This window comes from Streptomyces sp. NPDC044044, from assembly GCF_056434405.1.
In genome coordinates, this window is record NZ_JBWKFG010000007.1 from 633,736 (window position 1) to 650,033 (window position 16,298).

At 70.2% G+C, this 16,298-nt stretch carries 14 protein-coding genes; 1 reads left to right on the plus strand and 13 read right to left on the minus strand.

What is annotated here, in order from left to right; all coding sequences use genetic code 11:
- Nucleotides 1-116 precede the first annotated feature (116 nt).
- Entirely contained in the window at nt 117-1,631 is a 1,515-nt protein-coding gene (locus AC07AG_RS28040; protein WP_478758738.1) for a hypothetical protein, read from the plus strand.
- A gap of 39 nt (nt 1,632-1,670) precedes the next feature.
- Here AC07AG_RS28040 and AC07AG_RS28045 read toward each other — a convergent pair whose 3' ends face one another.
- The 13 genes from AC07AG_RS28045 to AC07AG_RS28105 form a co-directional block, all read right to left on the minus strand.
- A complete protein-coding gene (locus AC07AG_RS28045; RefSeq protein WP_478758740.1) occupies nt 1,671-2,249 on the minus strand; it encodes a dihydrofolate reductase family protein in 579 nt (192 codons plus the stop codon).
- Nucleotides 2,250-2,322: 73 nt separating this feature from the next.
- Complete coding sequence (xdhC, locus tag AC07AG_RS28050; protein ID WP_478758795.1) at nt 2,323-3,132, minus strand: xanthine dehydrogenase accessory protein XdhC; 810 nt, start codon at nt 3,130-3,132, stop codon at nt 2,323-2,325.
- Nucleotide 3,133: 1 nt separating this feature from the next.
- Nucleotides 3,134-5,566 (minus strand): xanthine dehydrogenase molybdopterin binding subunit, encoded by a 2,433-nt coding sequence (xdhB, locus tag AC07AG_RS28055; protein WP_478758742.1) that lies wholly within the window; start codon nt 5,564-5,566, stop codon nt 3,134-3,136.
- Nucleotides 5,563-7,044, minus strand: coding sequence for a xanthine dehydrogenase small subunit (locus tag AC07AG_RS28060; RefSeq protein WP_478758744.1), 1,482 nt, complete (start codon nt 7,042-7,044; stop codon nt 5,563-5,565). The genes xdhB and AC07AG_RS28060 overlap by 4 nt, the downstream gene beginning before the upstream one ends.
- A 426-nt stretch (nt 7,045-7,470) precedes the next feature.
- On the minus strand, nt 7,471-7,995 hold the full coding sequence (locus AC07AG_RS28065) for a hypothetical protein (protein WP_478758745.1): 525 nt from the start codon (nt 7,993-7,995) through the stop codon (nt 7,471-7,473).
- A gap of 169 nt (nt 7,996-8,164) precedes the next feature.
- Nucleotides 8,165-9,328 (minus strand): agmatine deiminase family protein, encoded by a 1,164-nt coding sequence (locus AC07AG_RS28070; protein WP_478758747.1) that lies wholly within the window; start codon nt 9,326-9,328, stop codon nt 8,165-8,167.
- Nucleotides 9,329-9,426: 98 nt separating this feature from the next.
- Complete coding sequence (locus tag AC07AG_RS28075; RefSeq protein WP_478758748.1) at nt 9,427-10,224, minus strand: ABC transporter ATP-binding protein; 798 nt, start codon at nt 10,222-10,224, stop codon at nt 9,427-9,429.
- Nucleotides 10,217-11,209 (minus strand): ABC transporter ATP-binding protein, encoded by a 993-nt coding sequence (locus AC07AG_RS28080; RefSeq protein ID WP_478758750.1) that lies wholly within the window; start codon nt 11,207-11,209, stop codon nt 10,217-10,219. Before AC07AG_RS28080 ends, AC07AG_RS28075 begins: the two co-directional genes overlap by 8 nt.
- A complete protein-coding gene (locus AC07AG_RS28085; RefSeq protein ID WP_478758751.1) occupies nt 11,206-12,060 on the minus strand; it encodes an ABC transporter permease in 855 nt (284 codons plus the stop codon). The genes AC07AG_RS28080 and AC07AG_RS28085 overlap by 4 nt, the downstream gene beginning before the upstream one ends.
- Nucleotides 12,057-13,016, minus strand: coding sequence for an ABC transporter permease (locus AC07AG_RS28090; RefSeq protein ID WP_478758753.1), 960 nt, complete (start codon nt 13,014-13,016; stop codon nt 12,057-12,059). Before AC07AG_RS28090 ends, AC07AG_RS28085 begins: the two co-directional genes overlap by 4 nt.
- Nucleotides 13,013-14,680, minus strand: a complete 1,668-nt coding sequence (locus AC07AG_RS28095; protein WP_478758755.1) for an ABC transporter substrate-binding protein — start codon at nt 14,678-14,680, stop codon at nt 13,013-13,015. The genes AC07AG_RS28090 and AC07AG_RS28095 overlap by 4 nt, the downstream gene beginning before the upstream one ends.
- Before the next feature lie 19 nt (nt 14,681-14,699).
- Nucleotides 14,700-15,713 carry an agmatine deiminase family protein gene (locus AC07AG_RS28100; RefSeq protein WP_478758756.1) on the minus strand — a complete coding sequence of 338 codons (1,014 nt, stop codon included), beginning with the start codon at nt 15,711-15,713 and terminating at the stop codon, nt 14,700-14,702.
- 78 nt (nt 15,714-15,791) lie between these two features.
- On the minus strand, nt 15,792-16,298 hold a 507-nt coding region (locus AC07AG_RS28105), incomplete at its 5' end, for an amidohydrolase family protein (protein ID WP_478758758.1).

Consider the following 16,298-nt stretch of genomic DNA (forward strand, 5'->3'; position numbering starts at 1 on the left):
GGGAACCAGGAGTTCTTCGCCCGGCGGGTCGCGCCCTCAGCGACGGTGCCTCATGCCAACAGGCCCGCTCCGCTCCATCGGACAGCCGCATGAGCGGCGCCTTACGGAAGTGAGTCATGTCGCAACAGAACGCGTTTCACGACTTCGGTGCTCTGCACTTCGGCCGACGGGCGGAGTTCGATCAGGCCGAGGTGCAGAGAGTGCACGAGGCGGTGCAGGACAGCGGGGTACGGGACCTGTACGTGCTGGTGCACGGCGCCCACAACGACGAGGCGGTGGCCAAGGCCGCCGACGACGCGTTCCGCGGGATGCTCGCCGAGGCGTGGGGAGACGATGCGGCCACGGTCGGCTGTCTCGCGGTGGGGTGGCCGTCCCTGTGTTTCAGGGACGAGGGCATCCCGGGTGTCGCGGAGCACGAGGCGACGCGTGAACGTGAGGCGTGCCCCGGCCTCAGCGAGGCGATGAGCGACGATCTGGTGCGGCATCTGCCCGACAGCGCCTCTCTGTTGGCCGAGATCGCCGGGTTGCTGAACGGCCGCCCCCCGCACGAGGGGGCGTTCGACGACCTCGGATCGGCCCTGCGTCGGATCGCGGAGACCCCCTTGCAGGATCCGCTGACCTTGTTCGCCGCCGACACGGAGGGCGAGGTGCTGCCGCAGACCGACCCGCTCATGCTGTTCGAGGACACGAAGACGATGTGCGGCGAGTTCGCGGGCGCGCTGGGTGACTTGAACGACTCTGCTGACGCGACCGGTTCAGTCGACGAGAAGGCGGGCGAGCCCGCCCGTCACGAGGCCGGGACCGGCGATTCCGCTTCCCCGGTGTCCAGGGCGGGCACCCTCCCCGAGGCCCGGGTGGCGGGACACAGGCCGGCCACGCCGCTCAGCGACCGGGTGAGCAGGACGGGCACGGTTGCCGCCGGCGGCCCTGTGGGTCGGGACCGTCGGCACCAGGACTCCGCGGACCTGTGGTGCGGGGCTCATGAGCTGTTCCGCCAAGTGGTGCGCCATGTGCTGCGCCGCCGGGCGGGAGTGGTCGGGCAGGCGGGTCTGGGTCCCTGTCTCGCGGCGCTGGTGGACGCGAGCGAGGCGCGGATCCATCTCGTCGGCCACGGGCTGGGGGCCCGCGTGGCCGGATTCGCGCTGCGCGGCCTGGAGACGAGCGGTTCGGACTCGGTCATGGTCGCGTCCCTGACGCTTCTGCAGGCGGAGATGTCGCACTTCGTCTTTGCCGACAGTCTGCCCCAACAGGTGTCAGGACACGGCGCGTTGTGGAATCAGCGACGCCTGGTCAACGGGCCCTTGATCTGCACCTTCTCCCATCTCGACACGCACCTGGGCGTGATGTATCCGCTGTCGTCCCAGATGGTCGGCGACTCGGCCGAGATGGCGACCATGAGCCGCAAGTGGGGAGCCTTGGGCTTCGACGGCATCCAGGGCATCGACGGCCCTCCCAACACCACGCTCGACGACGCGGAGAAGCAGAATCTGAGCGAGATGCCTTACACGAACGTGGACGCCTCCTCGCTCTTCCGGTCCGACAACATCCCGATGGGAGGTCATCATCACGTCGTCCACCCGGAGGTGGGCCGACTCCTGCGGAAGGTGGCGGAGAGCTGCTCCGAGACATGACGGGCCCCCACCCGGACGGGAGGGAGCCCGGGGATGCGCTCAGGCGTGCAGGGTGGGCCGGTAGACGAGCTCTTGGATGTGGCCGTCGAGTGTCCGGCGCTCGATCAGCTCGAGGTCGAAGTCGGCCGCGCCCCCGAAGATCGGGTCGAGGCCGGTCCGACCGGTGATCACGGGGAAGAGCGTCACCTGGACCCGGTCGACCAGACCGGCGGCCATCAGCGCCCGGTTCATCGACAGGCTGCCGTGCGAGCGCAACGGCACATCGGACTCCTTCTTGAGCCGGGCGACGACGTCGACGGCGTCGCCGCTCGCGACGTTCGCGTCCGGCCAGTCGAGGGGTCCTTCCAGCGTGCTCGACACCACCGTCGTCGGCAGGTTCCTCATCCGTGTCACCCATGGATCACGTACGTCGGACTCCTCGGTGCTCGAGGCAAGCATCTGCCCGAACAACCGATACGTGTTGGCCCCGAAGACCATCCGCTGCTCCTCGTCGTACAGGGCGAGGCGGTGGTCGAGGAGCTCGGGCCCTTGCTTGCCCCAGTAGCCGGTCCAGTCGCCGCCGGCGCCGCCGAAGCCGTCAAGGCTGGAAAAGACGTCGAACGTATAGGTAGCGGCCATGATGCTCTCCTTGAGTGCGATGGATCGCCCGTCAGGGATAGAGACCGCAAACCATGGTGAAACTCATCGCGAATCAGTCCCCCTCGGTCTCGAACGTCCGCAGCAGATCCGCGGCGACGCTCACGGCGATGGTCGCGGGTTCCTTGCCCGTGATGTCCGCAAGCCCGATCGGGGTCTTGATCCGATCGATGGTGGCCCCGTCGTGACCACCCTCGGTGACGAGGCGGTTGCGGAACCGTGCCCACTTGGCCGCCGACCCGATCAGCCCGATGGAGCCGAGATGAGAGGTGCGCAAGGCGGCGTCGCACAGGGCGGCGTCCTCGGCGTGGTCGTGGGTCATGATCAGGACGTGGGTGCCGCGCGGCAGCTCCGCGAGGACCTCCTCGGGCAGCAGCGGCGTGTGATGCACGTGCACCTGCCCCACCGCGTCCGCCAGCACACCGAGCCGCTTCTCGGTCAGGATCTCGGAGCGGGTGTCGATCAGATGGAGGTCGAGGTCCTGACGTGCCAGGATGCGCGCCAGTTCGAGGCCGACGTGCCCGACGCCGAAGATCGCCACCGCCCGTACCACCGCGAGCGGTTCGAGCAACACCGAGACCGTGCCGCCGCAGCACTGCACGCCATGCTGGTTGGTCACCTTGTCGTTCAGGGCGAAATCCATCAGCTCCGGCTCCGGCTTGGACGCGGCCATCAATTCCCTGGCCCGGTCGATCGCGACGGCCTCGACGTTGCCGCCACCGATCGAGCCCCATGTCTCGCTCTCCCCCACGACGAGTTTCGCGCCTGCGCCGCGCGGGGCGTGGCCGCGCACGGTCGCGACGGTCACCAGCACGCCGGGCTCCCTGCGTGCTCGCAACCGTGCGACTGCGGCGACCCACGTCATGTCAGGCACCGCTCAACGTTTTTGCCTCGGCCCGCATCTCGCCGTCGGGGGCGGAGCCCTTGTAGGTGGAGCCCATGTGAGTGTCGGCGAGCCCTGCCCGGGAGTCATCACCCTGGCGAGCAGCCTGGATCGCCCAGTACACCGCCTCCGGCGTCGCGGGCGACGCCAGCTCGACACTGGCCCCGCCAGGACCGAACGCGGCTGCGGCCTGCCGCAGGGCTTCGCGCACCGAGAACGCCAGCATCAGCGGAGGCTCGCCCACGGCCTTGGACCCGTACACCGCGCCCTCTTCGGTGGCGTTCTCCAGCAGCGTGACGTTGAACTCCTCGGGCATCTCCGAGAAGCTCGGCAGCTTGTAGGTGCTCGCGGCCTGGGTCAGCAGCCGGCCGCGGTTCGGCCCGTCACCGGCGTCCCAGCGCAGGTCCTCCAGTGTCAGCCAGCCCGCGCCCTGCACGAAGCCGCCCTCGACCTGACCGATGTCGATCATCGGGGACAGGCTGTCGCCGACGTCGTGCACGATGTCCACCCGTCGGATGCGGTAGGCACCGGTGAAGCCGTCCACCTCGACCTCGGCCGCGGCGGCGCCGATGGCGAAGTACTTGAACGGTGAGCCCCTGAAGACCTTCGCGTCCCAGTGCAGGCCCTCAGTCCGGTAGAAACCGGCCGCCGACAGCTGGACCCGCTGGAAGTACGCGGTGCGCACCAGGTCGTCCCAGGCCAGCTCCTTGTCGCTGCCGAGGCTGCGCGCGACGCCTTCCACGATGCGTACATCCGAGGCATGCGAACCCAGTTGCGTGGCAGCCACCTGCAGCAGCCGCTCGCGCAGCTGCCTGCAGGCGTCCTTCACCGCCGCACCGTTGAGATCCGCCCCGGCACTCGCCGCGGTGGCACTGGTGTTGGGGACCTTGTCGGTCCGCGTCGGGGCAAGCCGCACCTTGTGCAGCGGAATACCCAGCGTGGTCGCGGCCACCTGCAGCATCTTCGTGTGCAGGCCCTGGCCCATCTCGGTGCCGCCGTGATTGATCAGGACCGAGCCGTCCTTGTAGATGAGGACCAGCGCGCCGCCCTGGTTGAAGGCGGTGAGGTTGAACGAGATCCCGAACTTCACGCCGGTGAGCGCGAGTCCCCGCTTGGTGTTCGGGTGCGCGGCGTTGAAGGCGGCGATCTCGCGCCTGCGATCGGCGATGCCGCCGTTTTCCTTGACCTGCTCCCAGACGGCGGAGATCCGTTCGGGCTGAGTGACCGGCTGTCCGTACGGGGTCGACTGGCCCTGCCGGTAGAAGTTGCGCTCCCGCAACTCTGTCGGATCCAGGCCGAGCAGCGGCGCGCACCGGCCCATGATGTCCTCGATCACCAGCATGCCCTGCGGTCCGCCGAAGCCGCGGAAGGCGGTGTTGGAGGCCTTGTTGGTCCGGGCGATGCGACCGGAGACGCGCGCGTTGGGAATCCAGTAGGTGTTGTCGATGTGGCACAGCGCGCGGGCCACCACCGGCTCGGAGAGGTCCAGGCTCCAGCCGCCGTCCGCGGTCAAGGTGGCGTCCAGGGCCTGGATGCGCCCTTCGTCGTCGAAGCCGATCTTCCACGTGGCGTTGAACCCGTGGCGCTTGCCGGACATGGTCAGATCCTGCGTCCGGTTGAGCCGCAGCCGGACCGGCCGACCGGTCAGCTTGGCGCCGAGCGCGGCGACGGCCGCGAACCCGTGCGGCTGCATCTCCTTGCCGCCGAAGCCGCCGCCCATCCGCAGGCACTGCACGGTCACCTCGTGACTGTGCAGGCCCAGTACGTGCGCGACGATTTCCTGGGTCTCCGAAGGGTGCTGGGTGCTGCTCTGGACGAAGACCTGCTCCGCCTCGTCGACGAGGGCGAGCGCCGCGTGCGTCTCCAGGTAGAAGTGTTCCTGGTCGGAGAACTGGAACTCGCCGGTGAACACGTGCGCGGAGTCGGCGAAGCCCGCCTCGACGTCACCGGTCAGCATCTCGGGCCGAGCGCCGTGGAAGCTGTCGGCCGCGATCGCTTCCTGCAGCGTGATCACGGACGGCAGTTCGTCGAGTTCCACCTCGACGGCCGCCGCACCGAGCCGGGCGGCCTCCAGGGTCTCGGCGAGCACCCAGGCGACCGCGTGGCCGTGGAACATGACCTCGCCGGGGAACAGCGGTTCGTCGTGCTTCATCCCGGCGTCGTTGACACCGGGCACGTCGGCGCCGGTCAGTACGCGGACCACGCCCGGCACGGCGAGCGCGGGCCCGGTGCGCAGCGCGGTGATCCTGCCGTGCGCCTTCGTGGCCTGGACCGGGTAGGCGTGCAGCACGTCCTTGGTGCGGTGGATCAGGTCGTCGGTGTAGAGCGCGGTGCCGGTGACGTGCAGGGCAGCGCTCTCGTGCGGCATGGAGACGCCGACGACGGACTTCTCGGGGCGCTCGGACAGTTGACTCATGACGACACACCCTCGGTGGTTTGTGCGTACAGCTTCAGCAGGCTCTGGCCGAGCATCGCGGAGCGGTAGGCGGCGCTTGCGCGGTGATCATTCATGGGCGTGCCCTGGGACCGCAGGGCCTGGGCCGCGGCCTCGACCGTTTCGGGACTCCACGGCTCGCCCTCCAGGGCCGTCTCGACGGCGAGGGCGCGGATCGGCGTCGCGGCCACGCCGCCGAGCCCGATACGTGCCTTGCGTACGAGGCCGTCCTCGATGTCGAGCGCGAAGGCGACCGCCACGCTGGAGATGTCGTCGAAGCGCCGCTTGGCGATCTTGTGGAAGGCCACGACCGGTGACAGCGGCAGCGGGACACGTACCGCGCGGATCAGTTCGCCGGGGCGGCGCACGCTCTGGCGGTAGCCGGTGAAGTAGTCGGACAGGGGGACCTCGCGCTCGCCTTCGGCGTCGGCGAGCACCACCGATGCCTCAAGGGCGAGCAGCGCCGGCGGGCTGTCACCGATGGGAGAGCCGGTACCCAGATTGCCGCCGAGGGTCGCGCTGTTGCGGATGAGCCGGGATGCGAACTGCGGGAACAGCTCTCCGAGGAGCGGGACGCGGCCGTCGAGGCGGCGCTCGATCTCGGTGAGCGTCAGCGCCGCCCCGATCTCGACGTGATCGGATGCGACGCGCAGCTCCCTCAGTTCGGAGAGCCGGTCGACGGCGACCACGCAGTCCGCGCGGCGGGAACGGATGTTCACCTCGACGCCCCAGTCGGTGGAGCCTGCGACCACCACCGCGTCGGGCCGCTCGCGCAGCACCCGCAGTACTTCTGCCAGGGTGCCGGGCCGCAGGAACGCCCGGTCGTCCTGGGTGTATTCAGTGGCAACGGGTGCGGGCGGGGACTGCTCGCGGCGCTGCGCCAGCCGGTCCTCGCCGGTGGGCGTACCGACGGCGAACGCGGCGTCGCGAATGGGGCGATAGCCGGTGCAGCGGCACAGGTTGCCGCTCAGCGCGTGCAGGTCGAACCCGTTCGGACCGTGCTCGGCATCAGTACCTTCGGTCGACTCGGTGCCGTCGGCCGAGTCCGCGTGCGCGCAGCGGTCGGGCCGGTAGTACTCGGCGGCCATGCTGCAGATGAATCCCGGTGTGCAGTAACCGCATTGGGAACCGCCGCGGACCGCCATCTCCTCCTGCACCGGGTGCAGCGTGGGCGGCGTGCCGGGTTCGCCGGCCGTGGCGAGACCTTCGGAGGTGATGATCTCCTGACCGTCGAGGGCCGCGGCCGGGACCAGGCAGGCGTTGACCGCCACCCAGTCGGTGGGCTTGTCCACCCCGGGACGGGCCACCAGGACCGAGCATGCGCCGCACTCACCCTCGGCACAGCCCTCCTTGGTGCCGGTGAGGCCACGCTCGCGCAGAAAGTCCAGCGTCGTGGTGTGGGGCGCGGCCGGTGAGAGCGGCGCTTCTTTTCCGTTGACCGTGATCCGTGCCGCTGTCATGACAGGCCTTCGTTTCGGTGCACGAGCGGTCGATTCATCATGTTCGCCATTTTCGGGCAGCTTTCTGTGTTCAGAGGCGCCACGTGAGCGGAGCGGGCGCAGAACGGCACACAAGAGTGACGTGCCGGGAGAAGTCAGGAGAAGTCAGGAGAAGTGGTCACGGGAGACCCGGAATGTGCCGCGGACGGGCGGGCACGGATGTGCCGCGGACGGGCACATCAGAACGGCGTACTCAGGCGCCGTGCGCGATCCGACCCGGAACCCAGACGGTGCGCTGGGCGAGGCGACCGAGATCAGAGCTGGTGTTCATCCGCTGGTCGCCCCCTTTCGGCAGTCACAGGTCGACAGATACAGGTCGACGGCCACCGCAACCTAATGGCTGGGGGCACAGGGGGTCAAGAGGTTCCGGCGGAAGCGGGGGCCTGGTCAGACACCGAGACCGCGGATGGTCTCCTCCACCAGACGGTTGCCCTTGGGCGCGTACCACGACGTGAAGGACGACAGCTCGGCGACCGCCGCACCCAGCCATTGGGGATCGCCGAGCCGCTCCAGAGCCTTCGCTTCGTCGAGCCGGCCGAACAGGGCCTTCAGCACGATGACATGGCCGCCGCTGTAGTTCCGCTCGTGATGCGTGTACCGCACCGACCAGTGCTCGTAGGGGTGGCGCAGGATGCCCTGCAGGGAACAGCCGTCGCGGCCCATGTCGGCACCGGGCGCGAACGCGCCGGCCAAGCCCCCGAAACGGGTGAGGTGCCAGTTCTTGTAGCCGGCGCGCACCCCCAGCTCCACGAACTGGGACCACCGGACGGACTGCCGGGGTGCCGCCTCCCCGCGCCGGTGCTGCTCGAGGCCCGCGGGCGTCAGCACGACGTACAGCCCTTCCTTCCGCGTCGCGTCCCCGATCACCCACCGGCCCTCGACCAGCTCAAGCGGCCCCAATCGCTGCGCCATGGCCACTCCCTCGGTCCTGCCGTTCATCCGGACTGGGACCGTAACCGACACCGCACGACCGTCCCTCGCAGGCACGTCCGCCACGCGTGCAGGTGGGTGAACCGGACTCGGTCAGGTCTTCTCACGCCGCTTCCGGCGGAATCCGTTCCCCGAGTCTCGGCCCGCTCGCCTACGCCACTGGCTGCTGCTGGGTGACGCAGTGGATGCCGCCGCCTCCCGTGCCCAGGCGGTCGATGTTCAACTGCTCGATGGCGCGGTCGGGGTAGAGGCGCGCCAAGGTGGACTTGGCCGCCGCGTCCGCGTCGTCGTCGCCGAAGTGGGCGCAGATGACGGCGTCGTTGCAGAGGTAGAAGTTCGCGTAGGAGGCCAGGAATTCCGGGTCGGTGGAACGGATCCTCTCGTAGTCCGGACCCTGGAGCTTCATCACGTCCATCGGCCGGCCTGTGGCGGTCGTCGACTCGGTCAGGATGCGGTGCTGTTGGCGAGCGTCCTTGGCGTAGGCGTCGTTGTCCGATGCGAGCGGCATCTGGACAAGGGCTTCGCCCGGGGCGAGGAAGCGTGACGTGGCGTCGACGTGGTCGTCGGTGATGTCCTGCCCGTACACGCCGTCGAACCAGATGACCTTGGACGCGCCGTAGGCGTCGCGCATCGCCGTCTCCAGGGTGCGCTGCGGCATGCCGGGGTTGCGGTTCCGGTTGAGCAGGCTGCTGCGGGTCGCCATCAGGGTTCCCGCGCCGTCCTGTTCGATGGCTCCGCCCTCGCCCACGAAGGCGGCCCGCGTGAACGGCACGCCGACGTGGGCGGCGATCCGTTCGGCGACGCGCGCGTCCTTGCCGTGGGTCTGTTTGCCGCCCCAGCCGTTGAAGCCGAGACCGACCGCGTCGAGGCCGCCGGCGCCGTCGGTGCGGAAGACCGGTCCGGTGTCGCGCGCCCAGCAGTCGTCGACGGGGATCGAGCTGATGACGGTGACCGAGGACCCGCACATCGTGCGCGCCCTGGCCGCGCTCGCGGAGTTGGCACACAGGGTGACCGGTTCGTACGTGGCGATGGTGCGGGCTATCAGCGCGATGTCGGCCTGGATGCCTGCCAGCCTTCCCCCGCCCCAGATCGCGGTGCTGTCGGGCCAGGCCATCCAGGTGCGGGTGTGGCGGACGTCCTCGACGGGGACGCGGTACGTGCCTGCGGCGGGTGCGCGGCCCGGGTCGGCGCCGGCCCTTCCCTGGGCCATGGCCATGGCCAGCGTCGCACCGACGGCGGTCAGTCCGGCGGCCGCCAGGAATCTACGCCTGTTCGGGCCCGGTCCCGCGGTCGAACCGACTGTGCTTCCGTTCATTTCGTGCCTCCTGTCTTCTCGTCCGTGGAAGTCCCGCGGACGGTGCCGGTCGTCGTGTCGAGGTGCGGGTCCGGTGGAGGAGATCCGGTGACGGGGCGTCACAGGGCCCGCCGCGCGGCCGCGATCCGTTCCGGGTCCCAGCCGGGGCGCGGCACGGATTCCATGAGCAGTCGTGTGTAGGGGTGCCGGGGATCGCCGAGCACATCGGCGGTGGTGCCCGCCTCGACGACACGGCCGTTCCGCATGACGATGACGTCGTCGGTGACGCACCGGACCACGCCGAGGTCGTGGGTGATGAAGAGGTAGCCGATCGCGGTCTGTTCCCGGATGTCGGTGAGCAGATTGAGGATCTGCGCCTGTACGGACACATCAAGGGCGGCGACCGCCTCGTCCAGGACCAGGACGGCCGGCTCCACGGCGAGGGCGCGCGCGATCGCGACACGCTGGCGTTGGCCGCCGGAGAGCTGTCCCGGCCTGGCGTCGGCGGCCCGCGTGCCCAGGCCCACCTGGTTCAGGAGTTCGCGTACCCGGGGCGCGTGGTCCCGGCCGGGGAAGTGCAGGCGCAGGGTCTCGCGCAGGACGGCCTCGACGCTCGTTCTCGGGTCGAGGGACAGATAGGGGTCCTGGAAGACCATCTGCACCTCGCGGGCGCGGGCCAGCCGCCGGGTACGGCCGCGAACCGCCCCGGGCCTGCGCGTTCCGCCCACCATGACCTCGCCCGCATCGGCCCGTTCGAGGCCCACGACAATGCGTGCGGTGGTGGTCTTCCCGGAACCGGATTCCCCCACGATGCCCAGGGCCCCTCCCTTCGGCAGCACGAAGGACACCCCGTCCAGGGCTCGGACGGCTCCGAAACTGCGGGTGAGGTCGACGGCCTGGAGGGCGTACTCAGACATCGGCGGAGCTCCTTTCGTCGAGCAGCCGGTCGGTGTGGTGGCAGGCGGCCCGGTGCTCCCGCCTGCCCGGGGCCGATCGAAGGTCGGGCGGGCGCTGGTCGCACGCTTCCGTGGCCAGCGGGCAGCGCTCGGCGAAAGGGCAGCCGGTCGACGTCGTGCGCAGATCGGGGGGCCGGCCGTCGATGGCGGCGAACCGTCCCGCGGGTGCGTCCAGGCGGGGCGTGGAGGCGAGCAAGGCCGCCGTGTAGGGGTGGCGGGGCTCCGCGAACAGCGCGTCGGCGGGGCCGCTCTCGGCGATCCGTCCGGCGTACATGACGTACACGCGGTCGCTGATCGTCGCGGCCAGGTCGAGGTCGTGGGTGACGAACAACAGGCCGGTGCCGAAACGCTGTTGGAGGCGGCCGAGGAGGGCGACGACCTCGGCCTGGGTGGTGACGTCGAGGGCCGTGGTCGGCTCGTCGGCGAGCAGCAGGGAAGGGTCTCCCATGAGTGCGGCCGCGATCATGACGCGTTGGAGCATCCCGCCGGAGACCTGGCCCGGATACTTCCGGAACACGGACGCGTCGACCCCCACCTCGTGGAGGAGTTCGGTCGCGCGGGCGGTCGCATCGGTGTGGTTCATCGCCCTGGTCAGCACGACGCTCTCGCAGAGGAAGTCGCCGATGCGCCGCAGCGGATTGATCGCTGCCCGCGGGTCCTGGAAGATCATGGAGACGGTTCCCGTGCGCAGGGCGCGCAGCCGTTCCGCGTGTACGGCGAGGATGTCGTCGCCCGCCACGACGACATGGCCCTCGGTGAGCGCCCCGGGCGGCAGCAGGTTCAGGGCGCTGCGCGAGGTGAGGGTCTTGCCGGAGCCCGACTCACCGACGAGGGCGACGGTTTCCCCCGCGGCGACGGTCAGGTCGATGCCGTCGAGCACGGGCCGTGCGGTGCCGGGGAGAGTGATCCGCAGCCCTTGGATGTCGAGTACGTACGTCGTGCTCATGGCGTCCTCCTGGCGACGTGGTCGGCCCAGCGCTCGCCGACCACGTTGAACGCGACGACGGTCAGCACGATGAGGACGCACGGCCAGACGGCGGACAGCGGATAGCCGTGCTGGACGGCCGTCTGTCCGTCGAAGACCATGCGGCCCCAGTCGGGGGTCAGCGGGGGCACGCCGAGGCCGAGGAACGAGAGTCCCGCGAGATCCATGAGGGCGTAGCCGAAGTTGATGGTGGCCTGGGCGAGGACGACGGGGGCGATGTTGGGCAGGACGTGGCGCAGGCAGATCTGGAGCGCCGAGTGGCCTTGCACCTGGTAGGCGCTGACGTAGGGGCGTTCCCGTTCGGCCAGGACCAGCGAGCGGGTGAGACGGCTGACGTAGGGGAGGTAGGCGACGGCGAGCGCGACGACCGGGGCGAGCAGTCCTTCGCCGTACACCGAGATGATGAGGATCGCGAGGAGCAGGCCGGGGAAGGCGAAGACCAGTTCGGTGCTGCGGGAGAGCACGGAGTCCAGCCAGCCGCCCCGCCAGGCGGCGGCCGTGCCGATGGCCACCCCGGCGAGCGTGGAGAAGACGACGACTCCCAGGGGGCCGAAGAGGGAGGTGCGGGCACCGAGGAGGAGGCGGGAGAGCGTGTCGCGGCCCGCGGCGTCCACGCCGAGCGGATGGTCGGCGGAGGGCCCGGCCAGCGCGCCTCCCAGGTCGACGGCGTTCGGGTCGTGGGGCACCACCCAGGGGGCGAAGAGGGCGGCGGAGACGATCAGGCCGACCAGAGCCAGGCACACCAGGTGGAGCGGCGAGCCGGCGGCGCGGATCCTGGACAGGCCGGGGCGGCGGGTGAGGACGGCGGTCATGCGGCGGACCCCCTTGAGCCGAGCGTGAGCCTCGGGTCGACCAGTGGAAGGAGCAGGTCGACGACCAGGTTCACGGCCATGAACAGGGCCACGATGATCAGTGAGATGGCCTGTACGGTCGGGAAGTCCTTGGTGGTGGTGGACAGTTCGAGGAGCTGGCCGATGCCGCCGACGCTGAAGGCCGTCTCCACGAGGATCGTGCAGACCAGGAGCGTGGAGACGACCAGGCCGCCTGTGGTCAGGACGGTGCCGAGCGAGTTGCGGAACACGTGCCGGCGGATGACCTGGCGTTCGGGCACCCCCCGGCTGCGGGCGACGGTGACGTGTTCGCTGCCGAGCGCTTCGACCATGGCCGAGCGGGTGACACGGGCGAGCATGCCGATCAGGTAGAGGGCGAGTGCGACCGCGGGCAGGGTCAGATGCCAGATCATGTCGCCGAGCCCGTCGCCCGCGCCGCCGCTGGGGAACCAGCCGAGCCGTACGGCGAAAAGACCCTGCAGCAGTACGGCCGCGACGAAGGAGGGGGTGCCGACGGCGAACGTCGTGGCGACCAGGACGGCGGAGTCGGTGAGCCCGCCGCGCACGGCGGCCACCCTGCCCAGGACCAGGCCGACGAGGACGACCACGGCCAGCGCCATCGTGATCAGCAGCAAGGTGGTGGGGACCCGGTCGGCCAACAGGCGGGACACGTCGGTGCGGTAGGTGATGGACCGCCCGAAGTCGCCCTGCAGGACGTTGCCGAGCCAGGCGAAGTACCGGACGGCGAACGGATCGTCCAGGTGGTACTGGGAGTTGATCGCCCCGACGGCCTCCGGCGAGGCCGAGCGGCCCGAGAGCAGGAAGCTCGCCGGACTGCCCGGCGCCAGATACATCGCACCGAAGACCACGAACGACGCCGCGAGCAGGGTGGCGGCCATCTCGGCCACCCGCCGCACCGCGAATCTGGTGAAGGTCACTTCGCGGCCCCCACATCAGCGGCCCACGGGTAGTACATGTACGAGATGGTCGTGGGGGCGCCCGTGATCCTCTTGTTGAGGAACACGGCGGTGGGCCACTCCGCGACGGGGATCCACAGCAGCTGCCGCGTGGCACGCTGGTGGGCCCGCGCCTCGATCTCCAGGCGGCGGCGCGGGTCGTCGACGGCACTGGCCCGGTCGACCAGGTCGTCGTACTTCTTGTCGCTGTGGCCCGCGAAGTTCAGGTAGGCGCCGGTCTTGAAGTTCGTCAGCAGGTCGAGGGGGTCGGTGATCGAGTCGTAGTACGTGAGCGGGAACATGTCGATGCCCTTGCGCGCTCCGGGGTCGGTGAACAACGCGGTGAACGCGTTGGGCGCGATGGACTTGAGGCGGATGTCGAGGCCGATCCGGGTGCCCGCGTCCTGTACGGCGGTCGCGAGGAGCGAGACGTCCTGACCGATGGAACTGGTGGCGACGGTCAGGGTCTTACCGGTGGCGCCCGCCTTCTTGACCAGTGCTTTCGCCCGTGCAATGTCGGGGGCGCCGGGCCGCAGACCGTCGAAGGCCCGCTTCCTGGTCCGCTCCGACGCACCGGCCCAGGCGGCGCGCGTGGTGAGGGAGCCGGTGGGGGTGCCCGCGCCGCCGAGGCCGACCTGGACGAAGCCTGAGCGGTCCAGCGCCAGGGACAGCGCCCGCCGGACCCGGAGGTCGCCGAGCGGGCCGCGCATGTTCGTGATGCTGACGTTGACCGTGCTCAGGCCCTCGCCGAAGGAGAGCCTGCCGACATCGCCGCCGCGCAGCCGGGCGTAGCTCTCGGTCGGGATGAGATAGCTGCCGTCGGCCTCCCCGCTCAGCAGGGCGTTGGTCCTGGCGGAGGCGTCGGGCAGGAAGCGGAAGACCACTTTCCCGGACTTCGCTCTCCTCCCCCAGTAGCCGTCGAAGCGGTCGAGCTCGATGGACTGGCCCTTGTGCCAGGTGCCGAGCGCGAACGGGCCGGTGCAGGCAAGGCCGCCGGAGGTGCCGTAGTCCTTGCCCGCCGCCTCGACGCCGGCCTTGGAGGCCACCACCCCGGCGGCGCTCGCCATGTACTGGGGGAACTGGGAGTCGGGCTTCTTGAGCTTGACGGTGACCTGGAGCGCGCCGGTCTTCCGTACGGAGGTGACGTTCTGGAACACCTGCGCCCACGCGGCGGCGTTGTCCGGGTCCCGCTGCCGGTCCAGGCTGAACACCACGTCGTCGGCGGTCATCGTCCCGCCGTCGTGGAAACGCACGCCGGGGTGCAGGTCGTAGACCCACGTGGTGGGGTCGGGGTGCGATGCCCTGCGGGCCAGGCCCGGCTCGGTGGTGAGCTGCGGCGTCCAGCGCAGCAGGCTCTCGCACACATTGGACAGGACCATGTTCTGCGGGTAGTCGAAGGCCACCGTGTAGTCGAGCGTGGGCGGTTCGGCGTACAGGGCCCAGGTGAAGGAGTCGATGTCGCCCTTGGCCCGGGGAGTGGAGGCCGACAGGGTGAAGGGAGTACCGGAGGAGTTCCTGGGCGGTCCGGCGCACGCCGCGAGCACGGCGAGCGAGGTCAGGCCGGCGGCCACGGCGGCGCAGCGCCGGTACCGCCGGTACATGCCGCGGCTCGGTCTCGCGGTGCGGCGCGCATCTGAGGTGGTCATGGGGGCGCTCACGGCGGGGTCACGCGCTGGGGCGGGCGGCGGGAATCTGCTGGGTGATGCAGTGGACTCCCCCGCCGCCGTACGCGATGGCCGCCGCAGGCACGCCGACGACCTTGCGGCCCGGGTAGGCGGACGCGATCACCGCGAGGGCGTCCTCGGCCTCGGGCAGTCCGGCCACCGGGACGACCACACCGCCGTTGGCGACGTAGTAGTTGAGGTAGGACACCTCGACCTCGCCTCCCGCCACCTCGGTGAACACGGTCTGCGGGACGTCGACGATCTCCAGCGGGCGGCCCTGGGCGTCGGTGGTGGCCTCCAGCACCGCGCGGTTGGCGCGCATGCGGGCGTGGTCGGGGTGCTCCGGATCGTCGGGAAGGGAGACGACGACCTTGCCCGGAGCGGCGAACGCGCAGACGCCGTCGACGTGTCCGTCCGTCTCGGTGTCGAGCAGACCGCCGTACGGAAGCCAGACGACCTTGGTGACGCCGAGCCGGTCCTTCAGCTCGGCCTCGATCTCGTCCCGGCCCATACCCGGGTTGCGGTTGGGGTGGAGCAGGCACTGCTCGGTGGTGATCAGCGTTCCCTCGCCGTCGACCGTGATCGAACCGCCCTCCAGGATCATGTCGGAGGGGATGCGCTCGATGCCGAGACGGTCGAGCAGCAGGCCGCTGATCCGGTCGTCGGCGTCGTACGGATGGTGTTTGCCGCCCCAGGCGTTGAAGCGGAAGTCGACCCCGGCACGGCGGCCGTCACCGTCGAGCACGAAGAGCGGTGCGCTGTCGCGGAACCATGAGTCGTCCAGGGGCAGTTCGACCACGGTGACGTCTTCGCCGCAGCGCGTGCGCGCCTCTTCCCCGTGTCCGGGCGGCGCGACCATGGTCACCGGCTCGAACTCCGCTATGGCGCGGGCGACTTGCGCGTACTCGCCCTTCACCTGGTCGAGCACGTTCGCCCACAGGTCGACGCGGGTGGGCCAGGCCATCAGACAGCCGTCGTGCTCGGACCATTCGGCGGGCATACGGAATGCGGTCATGAGGGTGTCTCTCTCTTCATCTGCCAGAGGGATGGAGGGTGGTGATGCGGGGGGGGGAGGCTGGTCGGTGACGGAGTGTCACAGGAAGTACAGGCGGCTCAGGGAGACTTCCTGTGCGGGCTCGGAGCGCAGAGGGGCGCCGTCGAGGGTGACCAGGCCGCTGCGGGCGTCCACCTGGACGTCGCCGAGGCGGGTGTTGCCGACCATGTCCGCCGGTCCGATGCCCCGGGTGCCCCGCACGGCGACGCGGCGCCGCCGGGTGGCCATCGCGTCATGGGGCCTGCCGAAGGAACCCGACTCGGCGGCGGCTCTGCTGACGAAGGCCACCGAGAGGTCCGCCGGCGCGGCGCCGTGGGCTCCGAACAGCGGGCCGAGCACGAGCGGTTCGCACGTGTCGGTGGCGGCGTTGGGGTCGCCGGTGACCCCGTAGGCGGGGAAGCCCGACTTGAGGACCATCTGCGGTTTCGCCCCGAAGAACGGCGGCCGCCAGAGCACGATGTCGGCCATCTTGCCGACCTCGATGGAGCCGACCTCGTGGGCCAGGCCGTGGGCGATGGCGGGGTTGATGGTCAGCTTGGCCATGTA